At 58.4% G+C, this 23437-nt stretch carries 21 protein-coding genes and 1 pseudogene; 15 read left to right on the forward strand and 7 right to left on the reverse strand.

The features are described 5' to 3' along the window. The first annotated feature begins 111 nt into the window (after positions 1 to 111). The 3 genes from AB1724_13445 (at position 112) to AB1724_13455 (ending at position 5228) form a co-directional block, all read left to right on the forward strand. Positions 112 to 771, forward strand: a complete 660-nt coding sequence (locus AB1724_13445; GenBank protein ID MEW6078815.1) for a TetR/AcrR family transcriptional regulator — start codon at positions 112 to 114, stop codon at positions 769 to 771. A 29-nt stretch (positions 772 to 800) separates the two neighbouring features. Beyond that, positions 801 to 3332, forward strand: a complete 2532-nt coding sequence (locus tag AB1724_13450) for a penicillin acylase family protein (GenBank protein MEW6078816.1) — start codon at positions 801 to 803, stop codon at positions 3330 to 3332. Positions 3333 to 3734: 402 nt separating this feature from the next. After that, on the forward strand, positions 3735 to 5228 hold the full coding sequence (locus AB1724_13455) for a hypothetical protein (GenBank protein ID MEW6078817.1): 1494 nt from the start codon (positions 3735 to 3737) through the stop codon (positions 5226 to 5228). A gap of 134 nt (positions 5229 to 5362) precedes the next feature. On the opposite strand, the gene AB1724_13460 is transcribed toward AB1724_13455, so the two are convergent. Beyond that, positions 5363 to 5980, reverse strand: a complete 618-nt coding sequence (locus AB1724_13460; GenBank protein MEW6078818.1) for a lysophospholipid acyltransferase family protein — start codon at positions 5978 to 5980, stop codon at positions 5363 to 5365. Positions 5981 to 6213: 233 nt separating this feature from the next. On the opposite strand from AB1724_13460, the pseudogene AB1724_13465 reads away from it, so the two are divergent. Then, positions 6214 to 6519, forward strand: a pseudogene (locus AB1724_13465) (ArsC/Spx/MgsR family protein). Between the two features lie 11 nt (positions 6520 to 6530). On the opposite strand, the gene AB1724_13470 reads toward AB1724_13465, so the two are convergent. After that, the gene (locus AB1724_13470; protein MEW6078819.1) at positions 6531 to 7151 is read right to left on the reverse strand and encodes an HAD family phosphatase; all 621 of its coding nucleotides are present in this window, start codon (positions 7149 to 7151) and stop codon (positions 6531 to 6533) included. A 120-nt stretch (positions 7152 to 7271) separates the two neighbouring features. Between AB1724_13470 and nadE the strand changes: the two genes are divergently transcribed. Genes nadE through AB1724_13485 form a run of 3 tightly spaced genes read left to right on the forward strand, consistent with a single transcriptional unit; the run spans position 7272 to position 9684 of the window. After that, entirely contained in the window at positions 7272 to 8054 is a 783-nt protein-coding gene (gene nadE, locus AB1724_13475) for an NAD(+) synthase (protein ID MEW6078820.1), read from the forward strand. Positions 8055 to 8067: 13 nt separating this feature from the next. Further along, positions 8068 to 8874 (forward strand): enoyl-CoA hydratase-related protein, encoded by an 807-nt coding sequence (locus AB1724_13480; GenBank protein MEW6078821.1) that lies wholly within the window; start codon positions 8068 to 8070, stop codon positions 8872 to 8874. 6 nt (positions 8875 to 8880) lie between these two features. Further along, positions 8881 to 9684: a sulfotransferase domain-containing protein gene (locus tag AB1724_13485; protein MEW6078822.1), complete on the forward strand. Its 804-nt coding sequence runs from the start codon at positions 8881 to 8883 to the stop codon at positions 9682 to 9684. A 328-nt stretch (positions 9685 to 10012) separates the two neighbouring features. Here AB1724_13485 and AB1724_13490 read toward each other — a convergent pair whose 3' ends face one another. The 4 genes from AB1724_13490 to AB1724_13505 form a co-directional block, all read right to left on the reverse strand. After that, the gene (locus tag AB1724_13490) at positions 10013 to 10540 is read right to left on the reverse strand and encodes a hypothetical protein (protein ID MEW6078823.1); all 528 of its coding nucleotides are present in this window, start codon (positions 10538 to 10540) and stop codon (positions 10013 to 10015) included. Positions 10541 to 11002: 462 nt separating this feature from the next. Beyond that, the gene (gene dusB / locus AB1724_13495) at positions 11003 to 11998 is read right to left on the reverse strand and encodes a tRNA dihydrouridine synthase DusB (protein ID MEW6078824.1); all 996 of its coding nucleotides are present in this window, start codon (positions 11996 to 11998) and stop codon (positions 11003 to 11005) included. Then, the gene (locus tag AB1724_13500; protein MEW6078825.1) at positions 11995 to 12897 is read right to left on the reverse strand and encodes a DUF1848 domain-containing protein; all 903 of its coding nucleotides are present in this window, start codon (positions 12895 to 12897) and stop codon (positions 11995 to 11997) included. Before AB1724_13500 ends, dusB begins: the two co-directional genes overlap by 4 nt. Positions 12898 to 12905: 8 nt before the next feature. Further along, positions 12906 to 13250 (reverse strand): hypothetical protein, encoded by a 345-nt coding sequence (locus AB1724_13505; GenBank protein MEW6078826.1) that lies wholly within the window; start codon positions 13248 to 13250, stop codon positions 12906 to 12908. 166 nt (positions 13251 to 13416) lie between these two features. Between AB1724_13505 and AB1724_13510 the strand changes: the two genes are divergently transcribed. The 8 genes from AB1724_13510 to AB1724_13545 all read left to right on the forward strand — a co-directional run bounded on the left by AB1724_13510 (position 13417) and on the right by AB1724_13545 (position 21386). Continuing rightward, positions 13417 to 13986: a 3D domain-containing protein gene (locus tag AB1724_13510; protein MEW6078827.1), complete on the forward strand. Its 570-nt coding sequence runs from the start codon at positions 13417 to 13419 to the stop codon at positions 13984 to 13986. A gap of 45 nt (positions 13987 to 14031) precedes the next feature. Continuing rightward, positions 14032 to 14511, forward strand: a complete 480-nt coding sequence (locus AB1724_13515; protein ID MEW6078828.1) for an Lrp/AsnC family transcriptional regulator — start codon at positions 14032 to 14034, stop codon at positions 14509 to 14511. After that, complete coding sequence (locus tag AB1724_13520) at positions 14508 to 15866, forward strand: radical SAM protein (protein MEW6078829.1); 1359 nt, start codon at positions 14508 to 14510, stop codon at positions 15864 to 15866. Before AB1724_13515 ends, AB1724_13520 begins: the two co-directional genes overlap by 4 nt. Positions 15867 to 16020: 154 nt before the next feature. Then, positions 16021 to 17454, forward strand: a complete 1434-nt coding sequence (locus tag AB1724_13525; GenBank protein MEW6078830.1) for a TolC family protein — start codon at positions 16021 to 16023, stop codon at positions 17452 to 17454. 26 nt (positions 17455 to 17480) lie between these two features. Continuing rightward, on the forward strand, positions 17481 to 18944 hold the full coding sequence (locus tag AB1724_13530) for an efflux RND transporter periplasmic adaptor subunit (protein ID MEW6078831.1): 1464 nt from the start codon (positions 17481 to 17483) through the stop codon (positions 18942 to 18944). A 65-nt stretch (positions 18945 to 19009) separates the two neighbouring features. After that, a complete protein-coding gene (locus AB1724_13535) occupies positions 19010 to 19696 on the forward strand; it encodes an ABC transporter ATP-binding protein (protein ID MEW6078832.1) in 687 nt (228 codons plus the stop codon). Further along, on the forward strand, positions 19689 to 20942 hold the full coding sequence (locus AB1724_13540; GenBank protein ID MEW6078833.1) for an ABC transporter permease: 1254 nt from the start codon (positions 19689 to 19691) through the stop codon (positions 20940 to 20942). The genes AB1724_13535 and AB1724_13540 overlap by 8 nt, the downstream gene beginning before the upstream one ends. A 96-nt stretch (positions 20943 to 21038) precedes the next feature. Continuing rightward, positions 21039 to 21386, forward strand: coding sequence for a hypothetical protein (locus AB1724_13545; GenBank protein MEW6078834.1), 348 nt, complete (start codon positions 21039 to 21041; stop codon positions 21384 to 21386). Positions 21387 to 21390: 4 nt separating this feature from the next. Here the strand turns inward: AB1724_13545 and tkt are convergent, their stop codons facing one another. Beyond that, entirely contained in the window at positions 21391 to 23412 is a 2022-nt protein-coding gene (gene tkt / locus AB1724_13550; protein ID MEW6078835.1) for a transketolase, read from the reverse strand. Positions 23413 to 23437: the final 25 nt, after the last annotated feature.

The raw sequence follows: 23437 nt of genomic DNA on the forward strand, positions 1-23437 counted from the left end.
CGTCCAGCCGCATCCCATAATAATCATGCCCATATATCCTTTGACGCATTTGCCGCCGGGTTGATTCCGGGACGGGAAATAATATATAAGGAAGGCGGAGGGTTTGCCTGAATGATGACGAAAGCCACGGAACCGACCAAAAGTCTGCTGCCGCGCAAGGACAGGATCTACAACGCCGCCCGGGACCTGTTTTTCAAGTACGGGTACCGGGGGACCTCCATGGACATGATCGCCCGCAAGGCCGGGTACAGTAAAAAGTCGATTTATCTGGATTACCGCAACAAAGACGACCTGTTTCTCAACCTGGTGGCCGAAGGCACCGCCATCCTGCTGGACAAGCTTCTTCAGATCCCCCATGAACGGCTGGAGGTCGAAGATGCCATCGTGGCCTTTTTCAAGGTCTACTACGACTTCTCGTCCCAGTATTCGGAATATTTCAAAATGGCGTTTTCCGAAGCGACGCCGGAAGTTGTCGCCAATTCGCCGCCGGCCCTGCAGCGGAAACTGGCGGACCTGTCCCGGGCCTGCATGGAGGAAGCCGTCAAGGTCGCCCGGCGGGCCATCGAGGCCGGTATCGTCATCCCCATCGACCCCTGGGAGGCAGCCGGCGTTTTTCTGGGCGCCGCCACCGGTAACATCATGCTGGCCAACGGCGCCGGCCAGACCCTTTTCGCCGCGGACAAACTGGACAACATCAGCGCCAAATCCGTAAAAATTATCCTCAGGGGCATTCGCGTGCGGCCAGGAGACGGCGCTGATCTCTGCCCATAGGAACTTTACCATCAATTGAGGAGGCTCCCATGAAACCCTGCCCGCCCAAAAAAACAATCGTCATCCTGTACCTGGCCATCCTGCTGGCCGGGCTTCTGGCCGGCTGCACCTCCGTCCTGGACGTCCTGTTCGACGACTCCCTGCTCCCGGAGGAGGGGACGCTGAAGGTGAAAGGGCTTTCGGGAAAAGTCACCGTCAGACGGAACGACCTGGGCATCCCGGTGATCACCGCCGACAATATGGACGACCTGGTCTTTGCCCAGGGTTTTGTCAGCGCCGGCGACCGGTTGACCCAGATGGCCGGCTTCCGGCTGGCGGCCCAGGGCCGGCTCTCTGAAATGGCCGGAGAGGCCATGTTCGAGACCGATCTGTTCCTCCGCTCCCTGGACATTAACCGGGCCGCCCGGATCATTTACGACGCCGCCTCCGATGACCTGCGCCACCTTCTCCAGGTTTACAGCGACGGCGTCAACGCTTACCTGGACCTGTACCATGACCGCCTGCCCAGAGCCCTGACCATGGGCGGGTACCGGCCGGAAAAATGGCAGCCCGTGGACTGTGCCTCGGTTTTTGTGCTGATCACCCTGGGGCTGGCCCAGAACCTTCACGAGGAAATCGACATTCTCAACATGGCCCGGATCGTCGGGCCGGAAAAAACCGCCTGGCTGACCCCCATCTACCCGGACGAACCCATCCCCCTGGCGGAGTTTAAAAAACTCGAGTCGGTGGACTTTTCCGCATCAGCGGCCGAACTTCAAAAACTGTTCGCCGTTTCCGACCGGTTAAAAAAGGCGGGGCTTTCTCCCCTGGCGGCTTCCAACAACTGGGTCGTTTCCGGGCAGCGGACGGAATCGGGGAAATCCCTTTTGGCCAACGATACTCACCTGCCCCTGTCCATGCCGTCGATCTGGTACATCATGCAGTTGAGCTGCCCGCAGATGCAGGGCGCCGGCGTATGCCTGGCCGGGACCCCGGGCATCGTCGCCGGCTATAACGGTCATGTGGCCTGGGGTATGACCATGGTCATGGCCGACAACCAGGATATTTTCATCGAAAAACTGAAGAAGGAGAATGACGGGCTGTACTATCTCTACAAGGATCAATGGCAGAAAACCACTACCCGGACGGAGACCTTCAACATCAACGGCGCCGACCCGGTGACCCGAACCATTCACGAAACACGGCACGGCGCACTGGTGAACGGTATCCTGACCGACCGCCCCCGGAACGATCTGGTCACCCAGCCGGTCACGGATCTGCCCTTCGGCATCGCCGTTGCCTGGGCCGCTTTCGAGGCGGACCGGAGCATGGACGCCTTTTTCAGCATGATGAAAGCGACAACCGCCGAGGAAGCCATGGACTACGCCAGGCAGATCCGGGCGATTCCGTTAAACATGGTCATCGCCGACGAAAACAACATCGCCTGGCAGGTGACCGGCCGCTATCCGGTCAGAAAGGAAGGCCGCGGTCTCTGCCCCTCGCCGGGCTGGACCGGAACATACGACTGGCAGGGGTATATCGACCCGGCCGATCATCCCAGCGTCTTTAACCCGGGCAGCGGCTTTGTCGGGACCGCCAATCACCGGATCATACCGGCCGACTCTCCGCAGGTGCTGTCTTCGTCCTGGTATTATCCGGACCGGGCCGCCCGCATCCACCAGATGATTGAAGAGGCCGGGAAATACACATTTGATACGGCCAAAAAAATGCACCGGGACGTGCAGTCGCCGTTCACTTCTTTTATCCGGGAAATCCTGCTGATGGACCAGACCATCCAGAGCGCCCTCAGCGGCTGGAGCCAGGAGAAACGGGACCGGGCCGGCAAGGCCCAGCAGGTCCTGGAAAAATTCGACGGGGAACTGACCGTTGATTCCCCGGGCGCGGCCGTGTGCGGCGCCTTTCTGCACTGCCTGGCGAAAAACCTGTTCGCCGACGAACTGGGCGGTACCGACACCGTGGCCTGGCGGTCGCTGCTGGACACCTTTCTGGTGGATTATTCGGCCCTGCAGGATCACTTCTTCCCGCGCGCCCGCCGGAGCCCCTTCTGGGATAACGTCAACACCCCGGAAAAAGAGACCCGGGCCGCGATTCTGGCTGAAACCCTTTATGACACCGTCGACCTGCTGGAAACCAACTGCGGCACGGACCCGGCCGAATGGCGCTGGGGCGACCTGCACACCTACAACTGGAAAACCGAGGGGACCAAAATGGCCGACCACATGAAATGGCTGGACCGGACGGCGTTAAAACTGCTGGCGCCCTATTTTGACCGCGGCCCCTATCCGGCCCCCGGGGATCACAACACCCTCAACGTGGCCGGCTATCACCCCGGCAATGATTTCGATGTCTGGCTCATCCCGGCCATGCGCGTCATCGTCGACTTCGGCCAGGAGGAGCCGCTATACGCCGTCAACAGCTCCGGCCAGTCCGACAATCCGGCCAGCCCCCACTACGACGACGGCATTGCCGCCTGGCGCCAGGGCGAATACATGCACCTGCCGTTTGACAAATCGGCCGTGGAGAAGGCCTGCCCGAAAAAACTGGAGTTGGTGCCGGAATAAGCCATCAGCGGCTTTTACGCCTTTGCTCTTGACTGGCTGTCCAATATGCCCTATATTATTTCCTACCATGCGCATATGAGTTTTGACGGCTAACCTTACCGTGCCCCGTAGTGTAAGTGCCTTCGATAGTGAATCATATTTAACCGCTTTTAAGCCGTTCCGGATAGAACGATTAGCAGATCGACAGAAAAAGCGTATACTGTCAATTCAAACTGTTATTGTCTTCCGAAAGGCTTTGGCACCCAACCGAGAAACAATAAAAACCGAAGGGATAACGCCATGTTTCAGAAAAAATCACTTCAAATCAGATTTGGAGTTTTGTTTTACGTGCTGATGCTGGCCTGTGCCGTCTGGATGATTCCCGGCACGGCCACCGCCGGCTGAGGAAAACCTCCGCTGACCGTGGATGTCAGCCCTGATGGAAGCGGCACCATTTCGTCGTATGACTTTTCCTCACCACCCACCGGGTATCCCACAACCTATACCTGCAGTCTTGCCTATGGACTGACGGCGACGGCCAATACGTCCGCCGGATATGTGTTTGACCACTGGTCCATCCTGGATGGAACGGACACGACCATTCTTACCGACAGCGCCATAACGGTTGAAGCCGGAAACGGCGGTAAAATAGTGACGGCGGTTTTCATCAAACCGGCCGGCTCGACCTACCTCTACTTCCCGCATGTGGACACCACCTCCCCCTGGCAGACGGAGATCGCCGTCATCAACACCGGCAGCCTGACTGTTACCGGCATGCTGAAAGCCTACAGCGACGCGGGGCAACTGGTCGATATCATTGATGATGTCACCCTCGCCCCCAAAGGCCGGCGACAGATCACCGTTGCCAGTGAATTTATCAATCACACCAGCATCGGCTACATCGTCTTTATCGCCAGCGCAGATAGCGTGCAGGGTTACACAAAGCTATTCAAGTCGGGGATTTACCGGGCGGCCATTCCCGCGGTTGCGGATATCAACACTTCGGACATCTATGTCTCGCACATCGCTTCCAACAGCAGTTTCTGGACATTGATCGCCCTGGTGAATACAAATTCCACCGCGAAAAATGTAACCTTTACCTTTAACGACGGGCGAAGCGCCGTGGTTACGATCAGTGCTTACGGACATAAGGACTTTACCATCGCCAGCCTGTTTGGCGGCCAGGAGCAGCCGGACATCAAATCGGCGGTGATCAGCAACGCCGCCGGTATCATTGGCCTGGAGTTGTTCGGTACCGTCACTTATCTGGATGGTCTTCTCCTCACGGACCAGACGGTCTCGACCATATACTATCCTCATCTGGCCGATGTAACCAAGTGGTGGACCGGCGTTGTGGCTTACAACACCTCCGCTGCCAGGGCCAACATCACCATTACGCCCTACAGCGCGGAAGGAACCGCGCTCACCCCCTCCGCCCTTACCATAGACGGGCTGGGGAAATATGTCGGCGTGGTTAAGAACCTTAACCTTCCCGCGGAGGCGGCGTGGTTCCGGCTGGACGCCTCGCAGCCCGTGGTCGGCTTTGAGCTTTTCGGCACCCTGGATGGTAAACAGCTGGCGGCCTACGCCGACGACAGTGGAACCGGCGCCAAGCAGGGGGCTTTCGCCAAGCTGGAGAAAAGCGGCTGGACCGGCATCGCCTTTGTCAACACGGAAGGCGCCAAAGCAACCGTTACCCTGAAGGCCCATAATGACAGCGGCACCGTCATCGCCATCAAGACGATCAGCGTCAATGCCTATGCCAAAGTGGTCAAGATGGCGGAGAGCATCTTCTCGCCCCAGAGCATCACCAGCGCCACTTACATCACCTTCACTTCAGATAAAAATGTGGTGGGCTTCCAGCTGAACGGTTCTTCGGACAGCAAATTGCTTGACGGCCTGCCGGCGCTGAATTGAACCTTTCCTTTAACGTTTTTCAAAAACATACGGGGTAAAACCGGCAAGTCCTCATCGGACTTGCGGCTTTACCCCGTTTTTTTTATGAAAATCCTGTTCAGGGGGACTGGTCCGACCCGCGCCTTTTCGTCGCATCAGGAAGGAGCGGCATCGCCGTTGTCCGCCTTGACCCAGGTGCTGGAATTTAAGGGATGTCTTCCTTTGATGTCGCTGTAGAAATCGCGAATGGTCACCATATCCGCCTCGATATCTCCCGTCGGCATGACCGCCGGCCCGATCCCTCCGGCCTTCCGGCCATAGTCCAGGTAACCCAGCACGATGGGAACCCCGGCACCGTTGGCGATGTGATAAAAGCCGCTTTTCCAGTACATGACCTTGCGGCGGGTCCCGGAAGGGGGAATGATCATGATCAGTTCATTGGCTTCCTGGAACTGACTGATGGATTGGGCCACAACGTTATTTGATTTTGAACGGTCGACTGGAATGGCGCCCAGCCATTTGAAAAAAGGCCCCATGGGCCACCGGAACCACTCCGCTTTCATCATAATGAGTGGTTTGATGCGGAAAATGAACGCCAGGCAGACCGTATACAGGAAATCCCAGTTCGACGTATGGGGTGCGGCGATGATGACATAACGGGGGATGTCGGGTCTGCAGCCTTCGGATTTCCATCCGGCGATCTTGAAAATGCAGATGGCCATCAACCGCATCAGCGGTCTGACGACGGGCGTGTCATGAACGGTATACGGCATGGTGTATAATTCCTTTCAGCCTCGTTGTTATGAACCTTGGCTTATACATCATCCTAAAAGCTTTTGATCTCATTAAAATGACCACGAGGGAGGGATGACAATTCTTTTACAATGTCCGTTGCGGCCCCCCCCCGGTTCCGTATAAATTAAGTGAATCGACCGCCATGTAAAACAGGAGAGGCAAGATGGTAAAAGTGGATTTTTATTGCTGGAGCAGGTGAACCACCTGCCGGAAAGCGAAGGAGTTTCTTTCGCAAAAAAAGATGGAAATCAACAGCAGAGATTTTTTCAAGGCCCCCTTCACGGCCGAAGAGATCAAAGCGCTGTTGAATGGGCAACCGGCGGCTGAAATATTCAATTTCCGCTCACCCAGCTACAAGGCTTTAGGATTGGATGCGGCAAGGCTCAATAGTGACGATCTGATCAAGCTGATGCTCAAGGAGCCGCGGCTGATACGCCGGCCCGTTGTAAAGATGGGCGGGAATACTTATTTCGGCGCGGACAGTAAAATGCTGGCGGAATTGACGGGTAAAGAATAAGAAAGTCGGGCTTACAGCAGGCCGGCGTCGGTAAGGGCGGAGGCGACGCCGGCGACGCCGGCCACCCGGAAGGCCCGCAGGCCGCAGTCCAGGGCAGCCTCCACGTTTGGCTGGCTGTCGTCCAGGAAGACGATGGATCCGGCCGGTACGCCCAGTTTCTCAACCACGTAGGCAAAAGCCTCGGCATCCGGCTTGACCAGGCCCATCTGAAAAGAGGCAAAAGTATGATCGAAAAAGTCCAGGACCGCATAGTCACCGGTCAGAATTTCCCAGTGGACCGCGTTGGTGTTGGAAAAACAGGCCAGACCGTAGCGTGAGGAGAGACGTTCCAGCAGATCTTCAGCTCCGGGAAAGACGCCGGTGATCCAGCCGTTGAACACCGTCGTGAATTCGTCGTCAGTCACCGCCAGCTTCAGTTCCTCTTTCAATTGAGCCCGGAATTCGGCAAACCCGATACGGCCGCTCTCAAAAGCCCGGACGGCTGGGGAAACCAGCCATTTGTTCATCAGTTCCGGCGGTGTCAGCCTGTCCCGCGTCCACTGGCAGACAATCGCGGCCCCGGACAACTGGAACAGCACCCCGCCCAGGTCAAACAGGATGGTGGACACATCGGACACACGCTGATCTTTCATATATTTATTGTCTCTTCTTTTTGTTGCTTTTACAACCCGCCTCGTTAATGCTATAAAATTAACCGATTTTATAATCAAACTGACGGGTTTCACAATGAAAAGTTTCGGGAAATAACAATCATGAAAACGGACAAGGTCATCAACCACATCGTCGGCTGGCTGCTGGACTACTGTGAAAAAGCGGGGGTCGGGGGATACGTTATCGGTGTTTCCGGGGGCATTGACTCCGCCGTGACATCAACCCTCTGCGCCAGAACGGGCAAAAAGGTCATGGTGTTGAACCTGCCCATTCTCCAGGACCCCGGCCAGGTTTCCCTGGCCCAGAGTCATATCCGCTGGCTGACGGAACGTTTTTCCAATGTCGCCTCGGAAACCATCGATTTAAGCGGCGTGTTCCAGGTCTTTGCCCGGGCCATCCCGGATGATACCGGCGACGAACTGACCATGGCCAATACCCGCTCCCGGCTGCGCATGACGGCTCTCTACGCCATGGCCACCCATTTCAAGCTCCTGGTGGCCGGAACCGGCAATAAAGTCGAAGATTTCGGCGTCGGGTTCTTCACCAAGTACGGGGATGGCGGCGTGGACATCTCCCCCATTGCCGACCTGATGAAAACGGAAGTATATGAGTTGGCCAGGCACATGGGGATACTGCAGAAGATTATCGACGTCCCGCCCACGGACGGCCTGTGGACGGACAGCCGCACCGATGAAAGCCAGATCGGCGCCAGCTATCCGGAACTGGAATGGGCCATGACCGCGGACATCACCACACCGGAAAAAGAGGCGGCCCTATCCGACCGTCAGCGGGAAGTGCTGTCCATATTCCGGCGGTTTAACCGCGCCAACCGCCATAAGATGGAGCCTATTCCGGTCTGCCGGATTCCCGACAACCTTCGCTGAGAAAGACATTAGCATGGACTTTTCCACCCTTCTATATGAAATCAGGAGCGGCGTCGCCGTTATCACTCTCAACCGGCCGGACCGGCTGAACGCCTGGAACGACCGGATGGCCATGGACATCAGCGACGCGCTGGCCGCCTGCGACGGGGATGACGATGTCCGGGCGGTGGTCATCACCGGCAGCGGCCGCGCCTTCTGCGCCGGCGCGGACTTCTTCTCCGGCGACAAGGCCGAGTTTGAAAAAGGTGAGGATCAGAGCGAGCTGCCGCCCAGCTGGCCCAAAGTCATGCCGTGGCACGTGCGCAAGCCCGTGCTGGCGGCCATCAACGGCCATGCCATCGGCGTCGGCATCACTTTTCCCATGACCTGCGATATCCGGTTCGTGGCCGAGGACGCCAAGGTCCAGTTCGCCTTCGTCCGCCGGGGGATCCTGCCGGAGCTGGCCTCCCACGTGATCGTGCCCCGGATCGCCGGGTTTTCCAATGCCGCCGACCTGATGCTGACCGGCCGCATGATCAGCGGCCGGGAACTGGCCGCCATGGGGCTGGCCAGCGCGGCCCTGCCCGCCGACCGGGTGCTGGAGGAGACCATCAGCCGGGCCCGGGAATGCCTCAAGGCCGCGCCGGTATCCGTGGCCATGTCCAAGCGACTGCTCTGGGAGGGGATCACCACGCCCGTGGAGGACATGCTCCGCCGGGAGATCCCCCTGTTTTTCCACGCCGCCGAACAACCCGACGCCATCGAGGGGTTCACCTCTTTTCTGCAAAAGCGGGATCCGGTGTGGAGACTTAAAATCACCCGGGATATGCCAAAGATATAAATTCCTATGTGGAAAACAGGTACAAAATTTAAAAAGGCGTTCCGGTACGCTACGGCGGGTTTTCGCGCTCTGCCGGACTTTATCATCATCGGTGCCATGAAAGCCGGCACCACCAGCCTGTTTTCCGCCCTCACACAGCACCCGAAAATCATCCGCAGTCACACCAAGGAGACCCATTTTTTCAACAGCCATTACCACCGGGGGCTCTACTGGTACCGGTCCAATTTCCCCTTTGCCCGGCGCCTGGCCGGCGGAGGGAAAACCGGCGAAGCCACCCCGCAGTACATCTATCACGAACTGGTTCCCGAGCGGATTCATCAAACCCTGCCTGAAGTGAAGCTGATTGCCATGCTGAGAAATCCCACGGAAAGAACGATTTCCCAGTATTTCCACGAGGTGCGCAAGGGAAGGGAAGACCTGCCCATGATGAAGGCCTTCCGGGCCGAAGAAGAACGGCTGGCGGGCGTGCTGCGAAAGGATGATTTTGCCAATCCCCTTTATATCCACGCGTCTTATAAGAAGCGGGGCGTCTATCATGAGCAGATCAGGCGCTTTCTGCGATATTTTCCCCGGGAGCAGCTGCTGGTGTTAGACAGCGATGAATTCTTCGCCGATCCCGCGGGATCGATCAAGCCGGTTTTCCAATTTCTGGAAGTGGACGAGGCCTTTCCGGTGGACGGTATCGAACACAAAAACATCGGCTGGAACCGGACCCGCGTGGAGCCGGAAGTATACGAATACCTGAATGACTACTTCGCCCCCCACAACCGGGAGCTTTACAGCCTGCTCGGCAGGAGTTTCCCCTGGTAGGGGTGATGTACTTTTCTTTGACGCAAAGAAAAGTACCAAAAGAAACATGGCCCGGCAGCGCCGGTCACGCCTCGGGCGTGACTGCCCTCGCTTGGAGGGTCTTTTCGGCGCGGGCAGAAACTCGCTTGGGAATTTCCTTTGAAGCTGAGCTGCTATATTTAACTACTCCCTCACTTTACTGTTTTTCACCGGGACACGGCGCTCAAACAGTCTGCCCGCTTTTTCCGAAAAAACCCTCCACGCTCGGCGGCGCTGCATCGGGCGGGGAAGCGAAGTCCGCGTCAAACAAATCGATCGGAACGAGCGACCTGTAAAATGAAAAGGCATATTATATTTTTACGGCCTTCTTTTTCAAACTTGAAATTAACAACTCCGCAAAAGATACAAACGAATAAAGCACAAATAAGGCTGTCAGCAAATATCCCCAAAGAGTTGGCTTATAGAGTTGAAACACGCCATAGAAACAATAAAACGAAAACCCAATAAGAAAAACTTCGAGAAAATTCATTATTTTCCTCTTCCATCGAGATTTCGCCACTCGCCTGGCTATCGGGAAAAATAGCAAAGGCCACAGCAGTACACCGAGAGATATCAAACCGCCTATGTCATCTAACGAAACATTCTTGGCAAGAACCAAATAAACTGTCGTTGGTGTTTTTTGTTTCTTCGATGCATCTGATCCACGTGATAGTTTGTCAAGTGGTTTATCCGGCGACACAAGAAACTCTTTTTGTTCAGAACCTATTTCCTGGTTGAATTGGTCTGGGAGTGCATCTGATGATGATAGAGAGGGGGTGGCAGGTGTGATGGAATTATTTTCGGATTTCTTCAGCGCAACACAATCATCACTTCTCAAGGTTATCTTTGTTATCTTTCGTTCGCAGCTCCCGATTGGGAGAAAGAGAAAAATCGGAAGCACAAATGCAAGAAGAAGCTTTATTTTAAGAATCGAATTGGTCATACGATTTAATATAATACAAATATATAACCGAATAATAGTTTCCTTTAATAATGGCCTCGTAAAAAGTGTTTTTGTGAGCGACCTGCGGGCATTTTGGGCGGCAAGGGGTCAAAGGCCTGAGCGTAAAGAATTTCTCGCTGTTTGAGGGCAAAGTCCGAGCATCTCATGGAATATTGGACAGCCCGAGTTCGAGAAATTCAGCGAAGGGCTTTGACCCCGCCCAAAGTGGTCGGGGAGCGAACAAAATGCTTTTTACGAGACCTTTACCTTTTCTCTGACACCACACGGGGGACACGGGCAACAAGTTGCCGGGGCCACCCGCGACCGGCGGGTCGCCCCTAAATCCCCAAAAAAACCTCACGCCCTCGGCGTGACGTCCTCCTCCCGGCTCAGCAGAAACACCTGGTAGTCGTGCAGCAGTCGTTTCCCTTCCTCCTGAGTGGAAAGCTGTTTGATGGATTCGCGGAAACGGGAACTGCCCGGCAGCCCTTTGACGAACCAGCCCAGGTGGCTGCGCATCATGCGGCAGGCCGTGGGCTCGCCGTAATGGGACACGGCCGCCGACAGGTAGCGCCCCATGACCGCGAACCGGTCGGCAATGGAAACCGGGGGAGCGGCCTGTCCCGCCAGGCCGGCCAGAATCTCCGAAAAGATCCAGGGATTGCCGACGGCGGCCCGGCCGATCATGACGGCGTCGCAGCCGGTTTCATCCATCATGGCCCGGGCGTCGGCGGCACTTTTGATGTCGCCGTTGCCGATGACCGGAATCGAAGACTGCTTCTTGAGTTCGGCAATCAGCCGCCAGTCGGCTTTCCCGGTAAACCCCTGGCGGGCCGTGCGCGGATGCAGGGCGATGGCGTCGACGCCGCATCGTTGCGCGATATCGAGCAGCGTGAAAGCGTCCTTGCCGGACGCATCCCAGCCGCTCCGGATTTTAATGGTCAGGGGGATAGCTACCGCCTCCCGGACCGCCCGGATGATGGCTTCGGCCTGTGGCGGGGATTTCATCAGGGCCGATCCGGCGCCGCTTTTTAAAATTTTTTTAACGGAACACCCGAAATTGATGTCGATAATGCCGGCGCCGGATGCCGCCACTTCTTGGGCCGCACGGGCCATGATAGTTGGATCGGCCCCGAAGATCTGAATCGCCAGCGGCTTTTCCGCCGGGTCGCTTAGCAGCATGCGCCGGGTCTTTCCGGAGTTGTAGACCAGGCCATTGGCGCTGATCATTTCCGAATAAACCAGGGCACAGCCTTGCTCCCTGGCCAGCAGCCGGAACGGCAGGTCGGTGATGCCGGCCAGGGGCGCCAGAATCAGGGGATTGGCAAGCACAATGGGACCGATCCGCATCATCCCTCCCCCGGCCCGCCCTGACGCCCCGCCGCCGCGGGGTTGGCGTAACAGAAAAGGCAGTTGTGAAAACAGGGTTGCTCCCGGTAGCCCCCGATATCCATGGACAGGGTACAGCCGCATCCGGCCGCCCGCCGCTGGCCCGGGTCCCTGCCCAGGGGCACCGCCCCGCCGTCAAGTTCCATGAACAGATTGCCCGGAACGCAGGAACTCGGCCTCACGGTCGACTCCGGCGGCAGGGCAGCCATGAGCTCCTTCTCACAGCAGGTGGACAGCGCGATTCGTCTGGATGCGAGGATGGATTCCATCCGGCAGATCACCTCCAGCCGCTTTGCCAGGCCGGGATCGATAAAGGCAAACCCGGGAACGGCGGCGGCGCGCCGTTCGATCTTCCGGTAAAAATCCATGAAACTGGTTATGCAGGCGGTAACGCCGGCGCCGGCTGCGGCATCGGCGATTCTTTCCAGATCGCCCAGGTTGTCTCTCGCTTTCGATCCGCCGAGCGAATAAAAACAGACCGGATCAAACCGCCAGACAATCCGCCTTGGCCCGAACCGCTTGGCCAAAGCCGACAGCTGAGCTGTCCGGCGGTCAAGGGGCGGCAGCCCCGGCTCCAGCAACCGGTCTTCGGAATTGACCGTGAAATTGAAAAACAGATGATATCCCGCGGCGGTCAGTTGTTCGCCGTACCCGTTGTCGAGAAACGGCTGGAAATTTTTGGACCAGAAGACAATGGTGTGGACCCGATCGACCCCGGCCGGCACCCGCCGCATATTTCCGTTATAGGGGTTGACGACCTCAAAATGTCCGGCGGCCAGGCGGGCCATGAACCAGTCCATGTAAAAAGCGGGGATGTCTGTTCGTCGGGAGGCGGAAATAACGATCTTTTCCGATGGCGTCATGACGGGAATCAGCTCTCGGGCAAACCCGGAAAGGGGATGACGCGGGCCTCTCCGCCGGTCTCTTTTCCGGAGGCACCGGAGCGGGAATCGGCTCCGGCCCTGTCATCCGCGTCGGCGTCCGGCGGGCAGACCACTTTCTCCAGCCGCATGGTTTTTCCGTCCATGGTGAACTCCGCGCCGTCGATATAGGCTTCTTTTAGCAGCCAGTACACCGTATGCAGAGGGATCCCCAGGATCAGCAATTTGACCAGGTACCAGCCTTTCTTGTGATCAGGGGTAATGGACTCGACCCGGGCAAACACCATGGGTTTGTTTTCAAAGTAAATCAGGACAACGTCATTTTCCACTGTCATCGGCATTAACCCCTTAATGGTCTGTTTTATCGGATCATTGCTGGCGACCGTTATATGACGACCGGAGCCGGGTGTCAACACGCGGGCCCAGGGCTCTTTTTTAAACCATTGACAGCCCAGGCACGCCCTGTTTACATATGAATAAAGCGCCGAAGAGGACAAAGCCATGACCCGCGATTCCGTTTCCAGATTTTTAGCCGCGCCGTCACGATTCGGATGGCTGTGCCTGTTCTGCTTCATCACCAGCGCCATCCTCCAGGGGTGCGGCCCCTCGGTGGTCGTGCGCCGCATGGAGACAACCGGTTACTGCGGCTGCGGCCAGTGCTGCGGGTGGGAACGGGGAAGCTGGAAGTTTCTCAAGCTCAATTTCTGGAACAGATACATCAGCACCGGCAAGTACAAGGGGGAGCCCTACAGCGGACGGACCGCCAGCGGGACCAAACCCCACCAGCCCCGGCACGGCCTTTTCACGGTCAACACCATCACCCATCCCTGGATGCTCCCCTTCCGGCTGGTTTTCCCCTGGCTGTGGTTCTCCCGCGACGGTACCCTGGCCGCGGACACCCGCTATTATCCTTTTGGCACCCGCATGTACATAAACCAGTACGGATACGGGGTGGTGGAAGATCGCGGCAGCGCCATCAACGGGCCCGACCGCCTTGATCTGTTTTTCAATTCCCATTCCAAGGCGCTGGACTGGGGAAGGCAGCGGACGGACGTGCGTATATACAGGTAGCCTGAAAACCCTTGACAATGAATATGGCGCGAATTTATATCGGGTATGCTTTCCGAATTTGAAAAAAAAGTCATCGCCGCCATCCAGGGAGACATCCCGGTCACGGCACGTCCCTACCGTGACATCGCCGGCCTCATCGGTGTTCCCGAAGACAAACTGATAGCAGCGCTCCGGGATCTCTGCCGCCGTGGCATTATCCGCCGTTTCGGCGCCACCCTCCGTCACCAGAAATCCGGCCTCACCGCCAACGCCATGGTGGCCTGGCAGGTGGACGAAGCCGTCGTCGATCGTGCCGGCGAAACGCTGGCCGGGTTTGCCGCTGTTTCCCACTGTTACCGGCGCAATCCCGCCCCCGGCTGGCCATACAATCTGTATACCATGGTTCACGCCCGCAACGAACAGGAATGCCTGGGCATCACCCGTCAGATGGCCGCTCTCGCGGGCATCGAGACCTACAAGGTACTGTTCAGTCAAAAAGAGCTCAAGAAGACGTCCATGCAGTATTTTGACGATGAAAACGATTGAAACAACCGCCCACCATTCTCTGCGTCAACCCCTGGATTCATGATTTTGCGGCCTATGATTTCTGGGCCCGGCCCCTGGGCCTGCTGTCCCTGGCCGCCATCCTGAAGGCCCACGGATGCCGGGTGTTTTACATCGACTGCACCGACCGTTTCCACCCCCGGGCCGACCCGCCGGCGGATCCGCCGGAACGCTTCGGACGGGGGCCTTATCGCAAAACCCGGATCCAAAAACCGTCCGCCCTGCGCCATATTCCCCGCCACTTCTCGCGTTACGGCATCGACCCGGAGTGGTTTCTGGATGATCTGCGCGGCCTGCCCCGGCCCGACCTGGTCCTGGTGACATCCATCATGACCTACTGGTACACGGGTGCGCACGAAACCATCGGCCTGATCAAACAGGTCTTCCCCGGGGTCCCGGTCGTCCTGGGCGGCCTTTACGCCCAACTGTGCGAGGCGCATGCCCGCGCCACCAGTCCGGCCGACGCCGTCGCCCCTGATGTTTCCGATCTCGGTGTCCTTAAGCTGGTCGAAGAGCACACCGGCACCGCCCTGCCCCCGCGTTTTGACCCGGCCGATCCGGATGACCGTCCTTTCCCCGCCCTTGAGCTCCAAAGCGCCGTCCCTTTCGTTCCGCTGCAAACGACCGTCGGCTGCCCTTTTAGCTGTCCCTACTGTGCCTCGCGTTTTCTCCATCCGACCATGAGCCGCCGGAGCCCGTCCGCCGTCGTCCGGGAAATTGAGCTCCGATACCGGACATCCGGCATGCGCGATTTTGTGTTTTATGATGACGCCTTCCTGGTCAATGCCGAGGCCCATGCCGTCCCCATGCTGGAAGAACTGATCGGCAGAGGGCTGCCCCTGCGGTTTCACACCCCCAACGCCCTGCATGTGAGGGAAATAAACACCAGGACAGCCTCGCTCATGCGCCGGGCCGGATTTGAAACCATCCGCCTGGGGCTTGAAACCGCCGACTTTGAAAACCGGAAAACGTTCGACGCCAAAGTGACCGGGGAGGAATTTGCGCGGGCCGTGGTCTGCCTGAAGGAAGCCGGTTTCTCCGAACGGCAGATCGGCGCCTACCTGCTGGTCGGCCTGCCCGGTCAATCTTTAGAATCCATGCTGAACTCGATAGCGATCGTGACCGCCGCCGGCATCACCCCCATTCCGACTTATTACACCCCCATTCCGCACACGGCCCTGTGGACGGCGGCGGCGGCCGATTCTCCGTTCGACCTGGAGGCCGAGCCCCTGCTGACCAACAACGCCGTCATGCCCTGCCTCCCCGGCGGTTTTTCCTGGGATGTGATTACCCGCCTGCGGTCCGCCGGCCGGAAAAACGTTGACACCCGGGGATGATCCTGTTATACACAAACACCATAAAAAACAGGTTTTTATCATTATTCCAGGCAGCGCTAAAAGCCGCCTCTGAAAGTCAGGATTGTCGGCGATGTTGATCTTAACAGCTCCCAGGTTTTTTGCCGGGGAGCTGTCTTGTTAATGGCGTGAACGCATGGTCCGGAAACCCAGAAAAAGAATATGTCTCCCGTCACGATTCCATGGTCCGTGGGGAGTGCCGCTGCTGCCCCTTTTGTTTCTGTCATGCCTCCTGTTGTGGCCGGCCGTTGGCCGGAGCGCCGCGCCCTGGGACCTGGAAAAACTCATCAACCGGGCTCTGGAAGCCAACTGGGACATGATCAGTGCCCAGGAAAACGTTCAGAAAGCCGGGCTCAACCTGCAGTCCGCGGAGGCCGCCTTCGAGCTTAAAATATATCCCGGCGCCAGCTTCGGGCTTTCCGGAGGGGACGGGACATCCACGGACACGAATCTCGGAATGGCCGTCAGCCTGGAAAAAAAGATGTCCTTCGGCACCACCATCGGTGTTGAGCCTTCCGTTATCAGAGAAGAAGGCGACTACCGGAACCGGACCAACATCCGCATTGTTCAGCCCCTCCTGCGCGGTGTCGGCAGCGATTACACCATGTCCGGGGTTTACAGCGCCCGGTTCAGTGAACGGGCGGCCATCCGCAGCCGATATCAGCGGGAAGTTCTGACCGTCATCGGCGCCGTGACCAACGGGTACAATGTCATCCGCCAGCGGGAGACCCTGCGCCTGCGGGAGGAGTCGTTTCAGCGACTTAAAAAGATGGAGGAGGCCACGGCCATCAAGGAGCGCATGGGCCTGGTGACCCCCATGGATCTGTACCGCGTAAGAATTCAGCTCAACCAGGCCGAGGAAGAGTTGATCTCGAGCCAGGAGAGTTATGTGGATGCCCTGGATTCCATAAAAATATTTCTGGCCATGCCCCTGAACGAGGAGGTGGATGTTTCCCTGCCGCTGACCTTCGACCGGATCTATCCGAAAGAACAGGAGATGATCCAGACCGCCCTGGCCAACCGGGTGGAACTGGATCAGGTTCATGACGAACTGGCCGAGGCCAGGCGCTTGTCGGACAGATCGAAAAAAGACATCCTGCCCGATCTGGATATCGGCCTTTCGGTCAATTTCGACGGCGACCCTTCGGCCCGTTTTCCGGGGTCGTCGCCGGACCAGACCACCTGGGGCCTCAGTCTGGGGTCGACCACGGACCTGATGAGAACCTCCGAAAAAGCCATATATGAAGGAAGCCTGATCGATGTCCAGCAGTCCTCCCGGAGACAGATCATCGTCAGGGATAATGTTGTCGCCGAGGTCAAGCGCGAACTGCGGAACCTGGAACGTCAGGACAAGGCCATCACCAACCAGGAGGACCAGATCAACCAGGCCCGGGGGCAGCTGGAACTGGCCCGGATCAAGTTCCAGCACGGCATGACCGACAACTTTGATCTCATTGACGCCGAAATATCGCTGCGGCGTTCCGAAACCCGGCTGGTATCGGCGGTGATCGATTATATTGTCGGCCAGTACCGTTTGCGCCAGGCCATCGGTACGCTGATACAGCGGTAAATATAACAAAAACCGGAAAACCAACCATGACCATGAAAAAAACCGGCTTGGGCACCCTCATTCTGATCACCGCGGCGGTGCTCTTTCTGCTGCTTGTACGGCAGATCTTTTTCTCCGGAAGCGAATATACGGGCGATATCCTCACCGCCAGAGTCATCAAAACCGGCCTGACGGTGGAAGTCCTCTGCGTGGGCGAACTGGACGCGGCCGAATCGGTCGTCCTGAGTTCATCGGTCCGCGGCGACCGCGGCAAAATCATCGAGCTGGTGGAGGACGGCAAACAGGTGGAGGCCGGCGAAGCGCTGGTCCGCCTGGATCCCACCGCTTTTCAGGAGGAGGTTCTGAAGCTCGAGTCCAAAACAACCGAATTAAAATCCCTGGTCGAAGCCCAGCGGCAGATGCTGGAATGGGAAAAAAACCAGGCCGAGCGGGAAGTCAACCGGGCCGAAAGCGATCTGCATGTCGCCCGTCTGGAGCTGCGCCGGCTGGAACAGGGCGAAGGGCCGAAAGAACTGGCGCGACTTGAGATCGAAGCCCGCAAAGCCAGGGAAGAACTCGACAAGAAACAGGGCTATCTGACGTCACTGGAGGAACTGGTACGGAAGGGATATTCCAGCGCTACCGAAGAGGCCCAGATCAAAAGTCAGGTTGAGGAAACGAAACAAGCTTATGAGATGGTCAACATGCAGTTGACCAGTTACCGGGACCATCTGCTGCCGGTTCAGGTCGAAAAAGCCAAAGCCGCCATCACGGCGGCGGAAGTCGCCCTGGAGCAGACCAGAAAAGGGGGCGGATACAAAGTCGGACAGGCGGCGGCCGCTTTAACCAAGGCCGAGCAGGAACTGGTCTCGGCCCAGCAGAACCTGGCCAGAGCCGGAGAAGAGCTCAACGCCACCGTCATCCGGGCGCCGGGACCCGGCATGGTCGTCCTGGCCGAACAGAACCGGGGCAACACCTTTCGCAAGCCCCGGGTCGGCGATCAGGTATGGCAGAGCCAGCCCATTGTCTACCTCCCGGACATTTCCAGAATGATCATCGAAACCCGGGTCCGCGAGGTCGACCTGCATAAAATTGATATCGGCAAGCCGGTAACGGCCAGAGTGGATGCCTACCCCGGACTTTTGCTCAAGGGCCGGGTGGAGTCCATCGGCATCCTGGCGGACCGGGGCCGTGAAGACCAGAAGCGGGGACGGCACTTCCGCGTGACCATCCGCCTTACCGAATCCAACCCCCGCCTCCGGCCGGGAATGACGGCCCGGGTCAACATCCTCTGCGACCAGGTATCCGACGCGCTGGCGATACCCGTCTTTACCGTGTTCCGGGAGGGAGGAGAGACATTCGTGTATGTCGCCCGGGGATCAGTTTTTGAAAAACGGGCTGTAACCACAGGCGCCCAGAATGAAGACCTGGTTGAAATCACCGCCGGCTTGAAAAAGGGGGAACGGGTGGCGTTGAGCCGGCCGGAAGCCTTTCAGGTTCGCAACCCCTGATCCGTTCCGGGACCGACCAGACACCTGCCGGCAACAATATGTCCGGGAAAACTGCGGGTAACCTTATGATCAATACCAGTGTCCCGCCGATCATCGTGGGCCGGGAATTATGCAAAAGCTACCCTTCCGGCGATGACCGGGTCCATCCCCTGCGGGGAGTGGATATCACGCTGTATCCGGGCCAGTTTATCGCCATCATGGGCCCGTCCGGATCGGGCAAGTCGACCCTGCTGCATATCCTCGGGCTTCTGGAAAGGCCGGACGCCGGGTCATACTATCTCCAGGGCAACGACGTTTCCTGCCTGGATGACAGGGAACTGTCCCGCCTGCGGGCCTCCGGGATCGGCTTTGTCTTTCAGGCTTACAACCTGATTGCCCAGTGTACCCTGGTGGAAAACGTCATCATGCCTTTCCTCTATTCCCCGAACCCGCCGGCCGATGCCCGTGATCTGGCCTTAAACGCCCTGGAAGAGGTGGGGCTGTCGGGCAGGAAAACGCACCGGCCGAACCAGCTTTCCGGCGGAGAAATGCAGCGGGCAGCTATTGCCAGAGCGCTGGTGATCAATCCGCTGGTGGTGCTGGCCGATGAACCTACCGGGAACCTGGACACGGAAAACGCCCGGGGAATATTAAAACTTTTCCGCAGGATGAATGAAAAGGGGACCGCCCTGATGGTGGTCACCCATGATGCCGACGTTGCCCGGGAGGCGGATCTCGTCCTGCACATCAAGGATGGTCGTTTCCATGAATAATATCCATGTCACGGCCGGAAAAATCCGGGATGTTTTGCAGCAGGCCTGGAAGGCTTTGGCCCTGCACCGGCTCAGGAGCCTGCTAAGCGTCCTGGGTATCGTATTCGCGGTGGCCGCCGTCGTGACCATGATGGCCATCGCCGAAGGCGCCAAGCGGGAAGCGCTGGAGCAGATCGGACGACTGGGTGTCGACAGTATCATTATCCGCAACGCCGAGGCAAAAATCGAAGAGGAGAGCAGCCGCTTCGCCCCCGCGCCGGACGGGCTGGGAGACAAGGATATCCGGATACTGCGGCGGATTCCGGAAGTGGTCCGCGTCACCGTGGTAAGGGAGATCAACGCCGTTCTGGCCGAACGCGGAGAAGCGGACGTGACCAGGACCCTGGCGGTCAGCCAGGATTACCTGGCGGCCCGGGGGCTGCAACTGGCCAGAGGACGGTTCATATCGGATTCGGATGTAAAAACCAGCCAGCAGGTCTGCGTGCTGGGAGCGGAACTGGCCGGGCGGATAACACCAGCAGCCGCCCCGGGCGACACGGTTCACCTGGATGGTGATCCGTTCCGGGTGGTGGGCATCCTCCGGCCGCGGGGCCGGGCGGATAACCAGACCCTGCCGCTGGCCCTGGTGGATTTCGACAATGCCGCGTTTATCCCCCTGGCAGAAACAACGGAAACCGCCGGACCGGCCGGAGAAAGCGCCGCTTATTCCGAAATCATCCTGAAGATATCCGCTGCCCGGTTCATCGCTCCCGTGTCCCGGGCCGTCCGCCATGCCCTTTTATGGAGCCGGGACGGAATCGAAAATTTCGAGTTGATTGTCCCCAGGGAACTGCTCGCCCAGGCCCGACGGACCCAGCGCCTGTTCAACATCGTGCTCGGCAGCATCGCCGGCATTTCGCTTCTGGTCGGCGGCATCGGCATCATGAACATCATGCTGGCCAATGTTTCCGAAAGAACCCGGGAAATCGGCATCCGCCGGGCCATCGGCGCCAGCCGGCGGCACATCGTCATCCATTTTCTGGGAGAATCGATCCTGCTGACGGTCATCGGCGGGGTCTTCGGCATCCTGCTCGGATCGTTCGCCGCCCTGGGGGTCAATTTCTTTATTCAGTGGCGGGCGGCCATTACCCTCTGGCCGGTGCTGTCGGCCCTGTTCATGTCCGCCGCGGTGGGCATCGTTTCCGGCATCTACCCGGCCGTCAAGGCCGCCAGGATGGAGCCGGTGGCGGCCCTGCGGCATGTCTGATCAGGACATCACAAGAGGTCTTTCTGCCCCGGACGATAATAATATAAGAAAAACCGACCTGACACCTTTTTCCCAAACCAATGGAGGTAAAAAACCATGCGCCGACAGATAATCGCCATCGCCGTGGCTCTCGTTCTGGTTCCGATTGTTGCCTTTTCCGACTGTTATGAAAATTGCTACGATTCGGACTGCGACGTGCCGGGGGCATGCGAAACCGAGTGCGACAACGACATCTGCTATTATTATGATGATGACGGCAACTGCTGGGAATACGACGCGGACTTCGGGTTTTATCCCTGCGGTTACGATTGTTATCACTGCGATGACGGCTGCTGTGATGATGATGATTGCGATGATGATTGCGACTGCGACTGCGATCACGATCACGATCACGACGACTACTGGGACGATCACTCCTGTTTTATCAGGGCCATCGCCCCGTGAGTGGTTATACCTCCCTGCCCAGCACCGCCATCGCCTTGGCGGCCACGTTGTCGGCCGTGAATCCCAGCAGTTTCAGCACCGTTGAACCCGGCGCCGAGGTGCCGAAGCGATTGATGCCGACAATGGCCTTGCTGCTGCCGGTGTAACGTTCCCAGCCGAAGGGCGAACCGGCCTCCACCGACAGGCGGGGCACGCCGGGAACCAGGACCGTTTCCTTGTAGTCGTCGCCGGCCGCCTCAAACAACTCCCAGCTCGGCATGCTGACCACCCGGACGGCAATGCCTTTGGCTGCCAGAACGTTCTTCGCTTCCAGGGCGACATGGACTTCGGCCCCGGTGCCGATGAGGATGATATCCGGACGGCCGTCGCAGTCATCCAGCACATAAGCCCCGTTAAAAAGTTTGCCTCGGGTCCGGGCCGGATCGAGGACGGGCAGGTTCTGACGGCTTAAAATCAGCGCCACCGGGCCGGAGGTGGACCGGATGGCCTGCCGCCAGGCATCCGCCGTTTCATTGGCGTCGGCCGGGCGGATGACCGTCAGCCCCGGCATGCAGCGCAGGGCCGCCAGGTGCTCGATGGGCTGATGGGTCGGGCCGTCTTCGCCCACGGCCACGCTGTCATGAGTAAAAACATAAATCAGGGAAAGTTTCATCAGGCTGGCCACGCGAATGGCCGGGCGCATGTAGTCGGAAAAGACCAGGAAGGTCCCGCCGTAAGGCCGCAGTCCCCCGTGGAGATACATACCCGACATAATGGCGGCCATGGCATGTTCCCGGACACCGAAACGGATATTGCGCTCGCCGCAGCAGTCCTTCTGAAATTCGCCGCAGCACTTCATGAAGGTATTGTTGGACGGCGCCAGGTCGGCGGAACCGCCGATCAGGGTCGGCAGGATCTGGGCCGCCTTATTGAGTACCTTGCCGGAGGCGGACCGGGTGGCGACGGGGCCGTCGGCCGGGGAGAACGACGGCAGGTCATTGTCCCATTCGGCGGACAGATAATGGGTAACGGCGCTGACCCACTGATCGGCCAGTTCCGGATAAGCATCGGCATAGGCCCGATATTTCTGCAACCAGGCCTGTTCATCCTCCGCCCCTTTTTCCAGGCATTTGCGGAAAACCGGCAGGACATCTTCCGGAATAAAAAAATGCCGGTCCGGCGAGAAACCGAGATTCTTTTTCGTCAGGGCCACCTCGTCTACTCCCAGGGGCGCGCCGTGGGCATCGGCCTTGTCCTGCTTGTTGGGGCTGCCGTGGGCGATATGGGTCTTTAAAATGATCAGCGAGGGCTTCCGGGTTTCATTCTGCGCCGTCCGCAGGGCCCGGTAAATCTCTTCGGTGTTGCTGCCGTCGTCCACCGGCAGGACCTGCCAGTCACAGGCGCGGAAACGGGCGGCCACGTCTTCGGTAAAGGTGATGTCGGTACTGCCTTCAATGGAGATCTCGTTGTCGTCGTACAGACAGATCAGCTTGCCCAGCCCCAGGTGACCGGCCAGAGAAGCGGCCTCATGGCTCAACCCTTCCATCAGGTCGCCGTCGCCGCAGAAAGCATAGGTAAAATGGTTGATGATGTCGAAGCCGTCGCGATTGAACCGCCGGGCCAGGTGCTGCTCGGCAATGGCCATGCCGACGGCGTTGGCGAATCCCTGGCCCAGGGGGCCGGTGGTGGTTTCCACGCCGGGGGTGACGCCGTATTCCGGGTGACCGGGGGTTTTGCTCTCCAGCTGGCGGAACTGTTTGATGTCGTCCAGGGAGAGCGGGTAACCGGTCAGATGCAGCAGGCTGTAAAGAAGCATGGAAGCGTGTCCGCCGGAAAGCACGAACCGGTCCCGGTCGGCCCAGTCCGGGCTGCCGGGATGATGCTTGAGCACCTTCGTCCACAGGACATAACCGGCCGGAGCCAGACCCATGGGAGCGCCGGGATGACCGGAGTTGGCTTTCTGAATGGCGTCAATGGACAGACAGCGAATGGTGTTGATGCAGCGATCTTCCAGTGCCGAACGGCTTTCAGGGACAGCGGTACCCATTTCTTCTTTCTCCTCTATCAATAAG

This window comes from Thermodesulfobacteriota bacterium (assembly GCA_040753795.1).
Classification (GTDB): Bacteria; Desulfobacterota; Desulfobacteria; order Desulfobacterales; family Desulfosudaceae; genus JBFMDX01.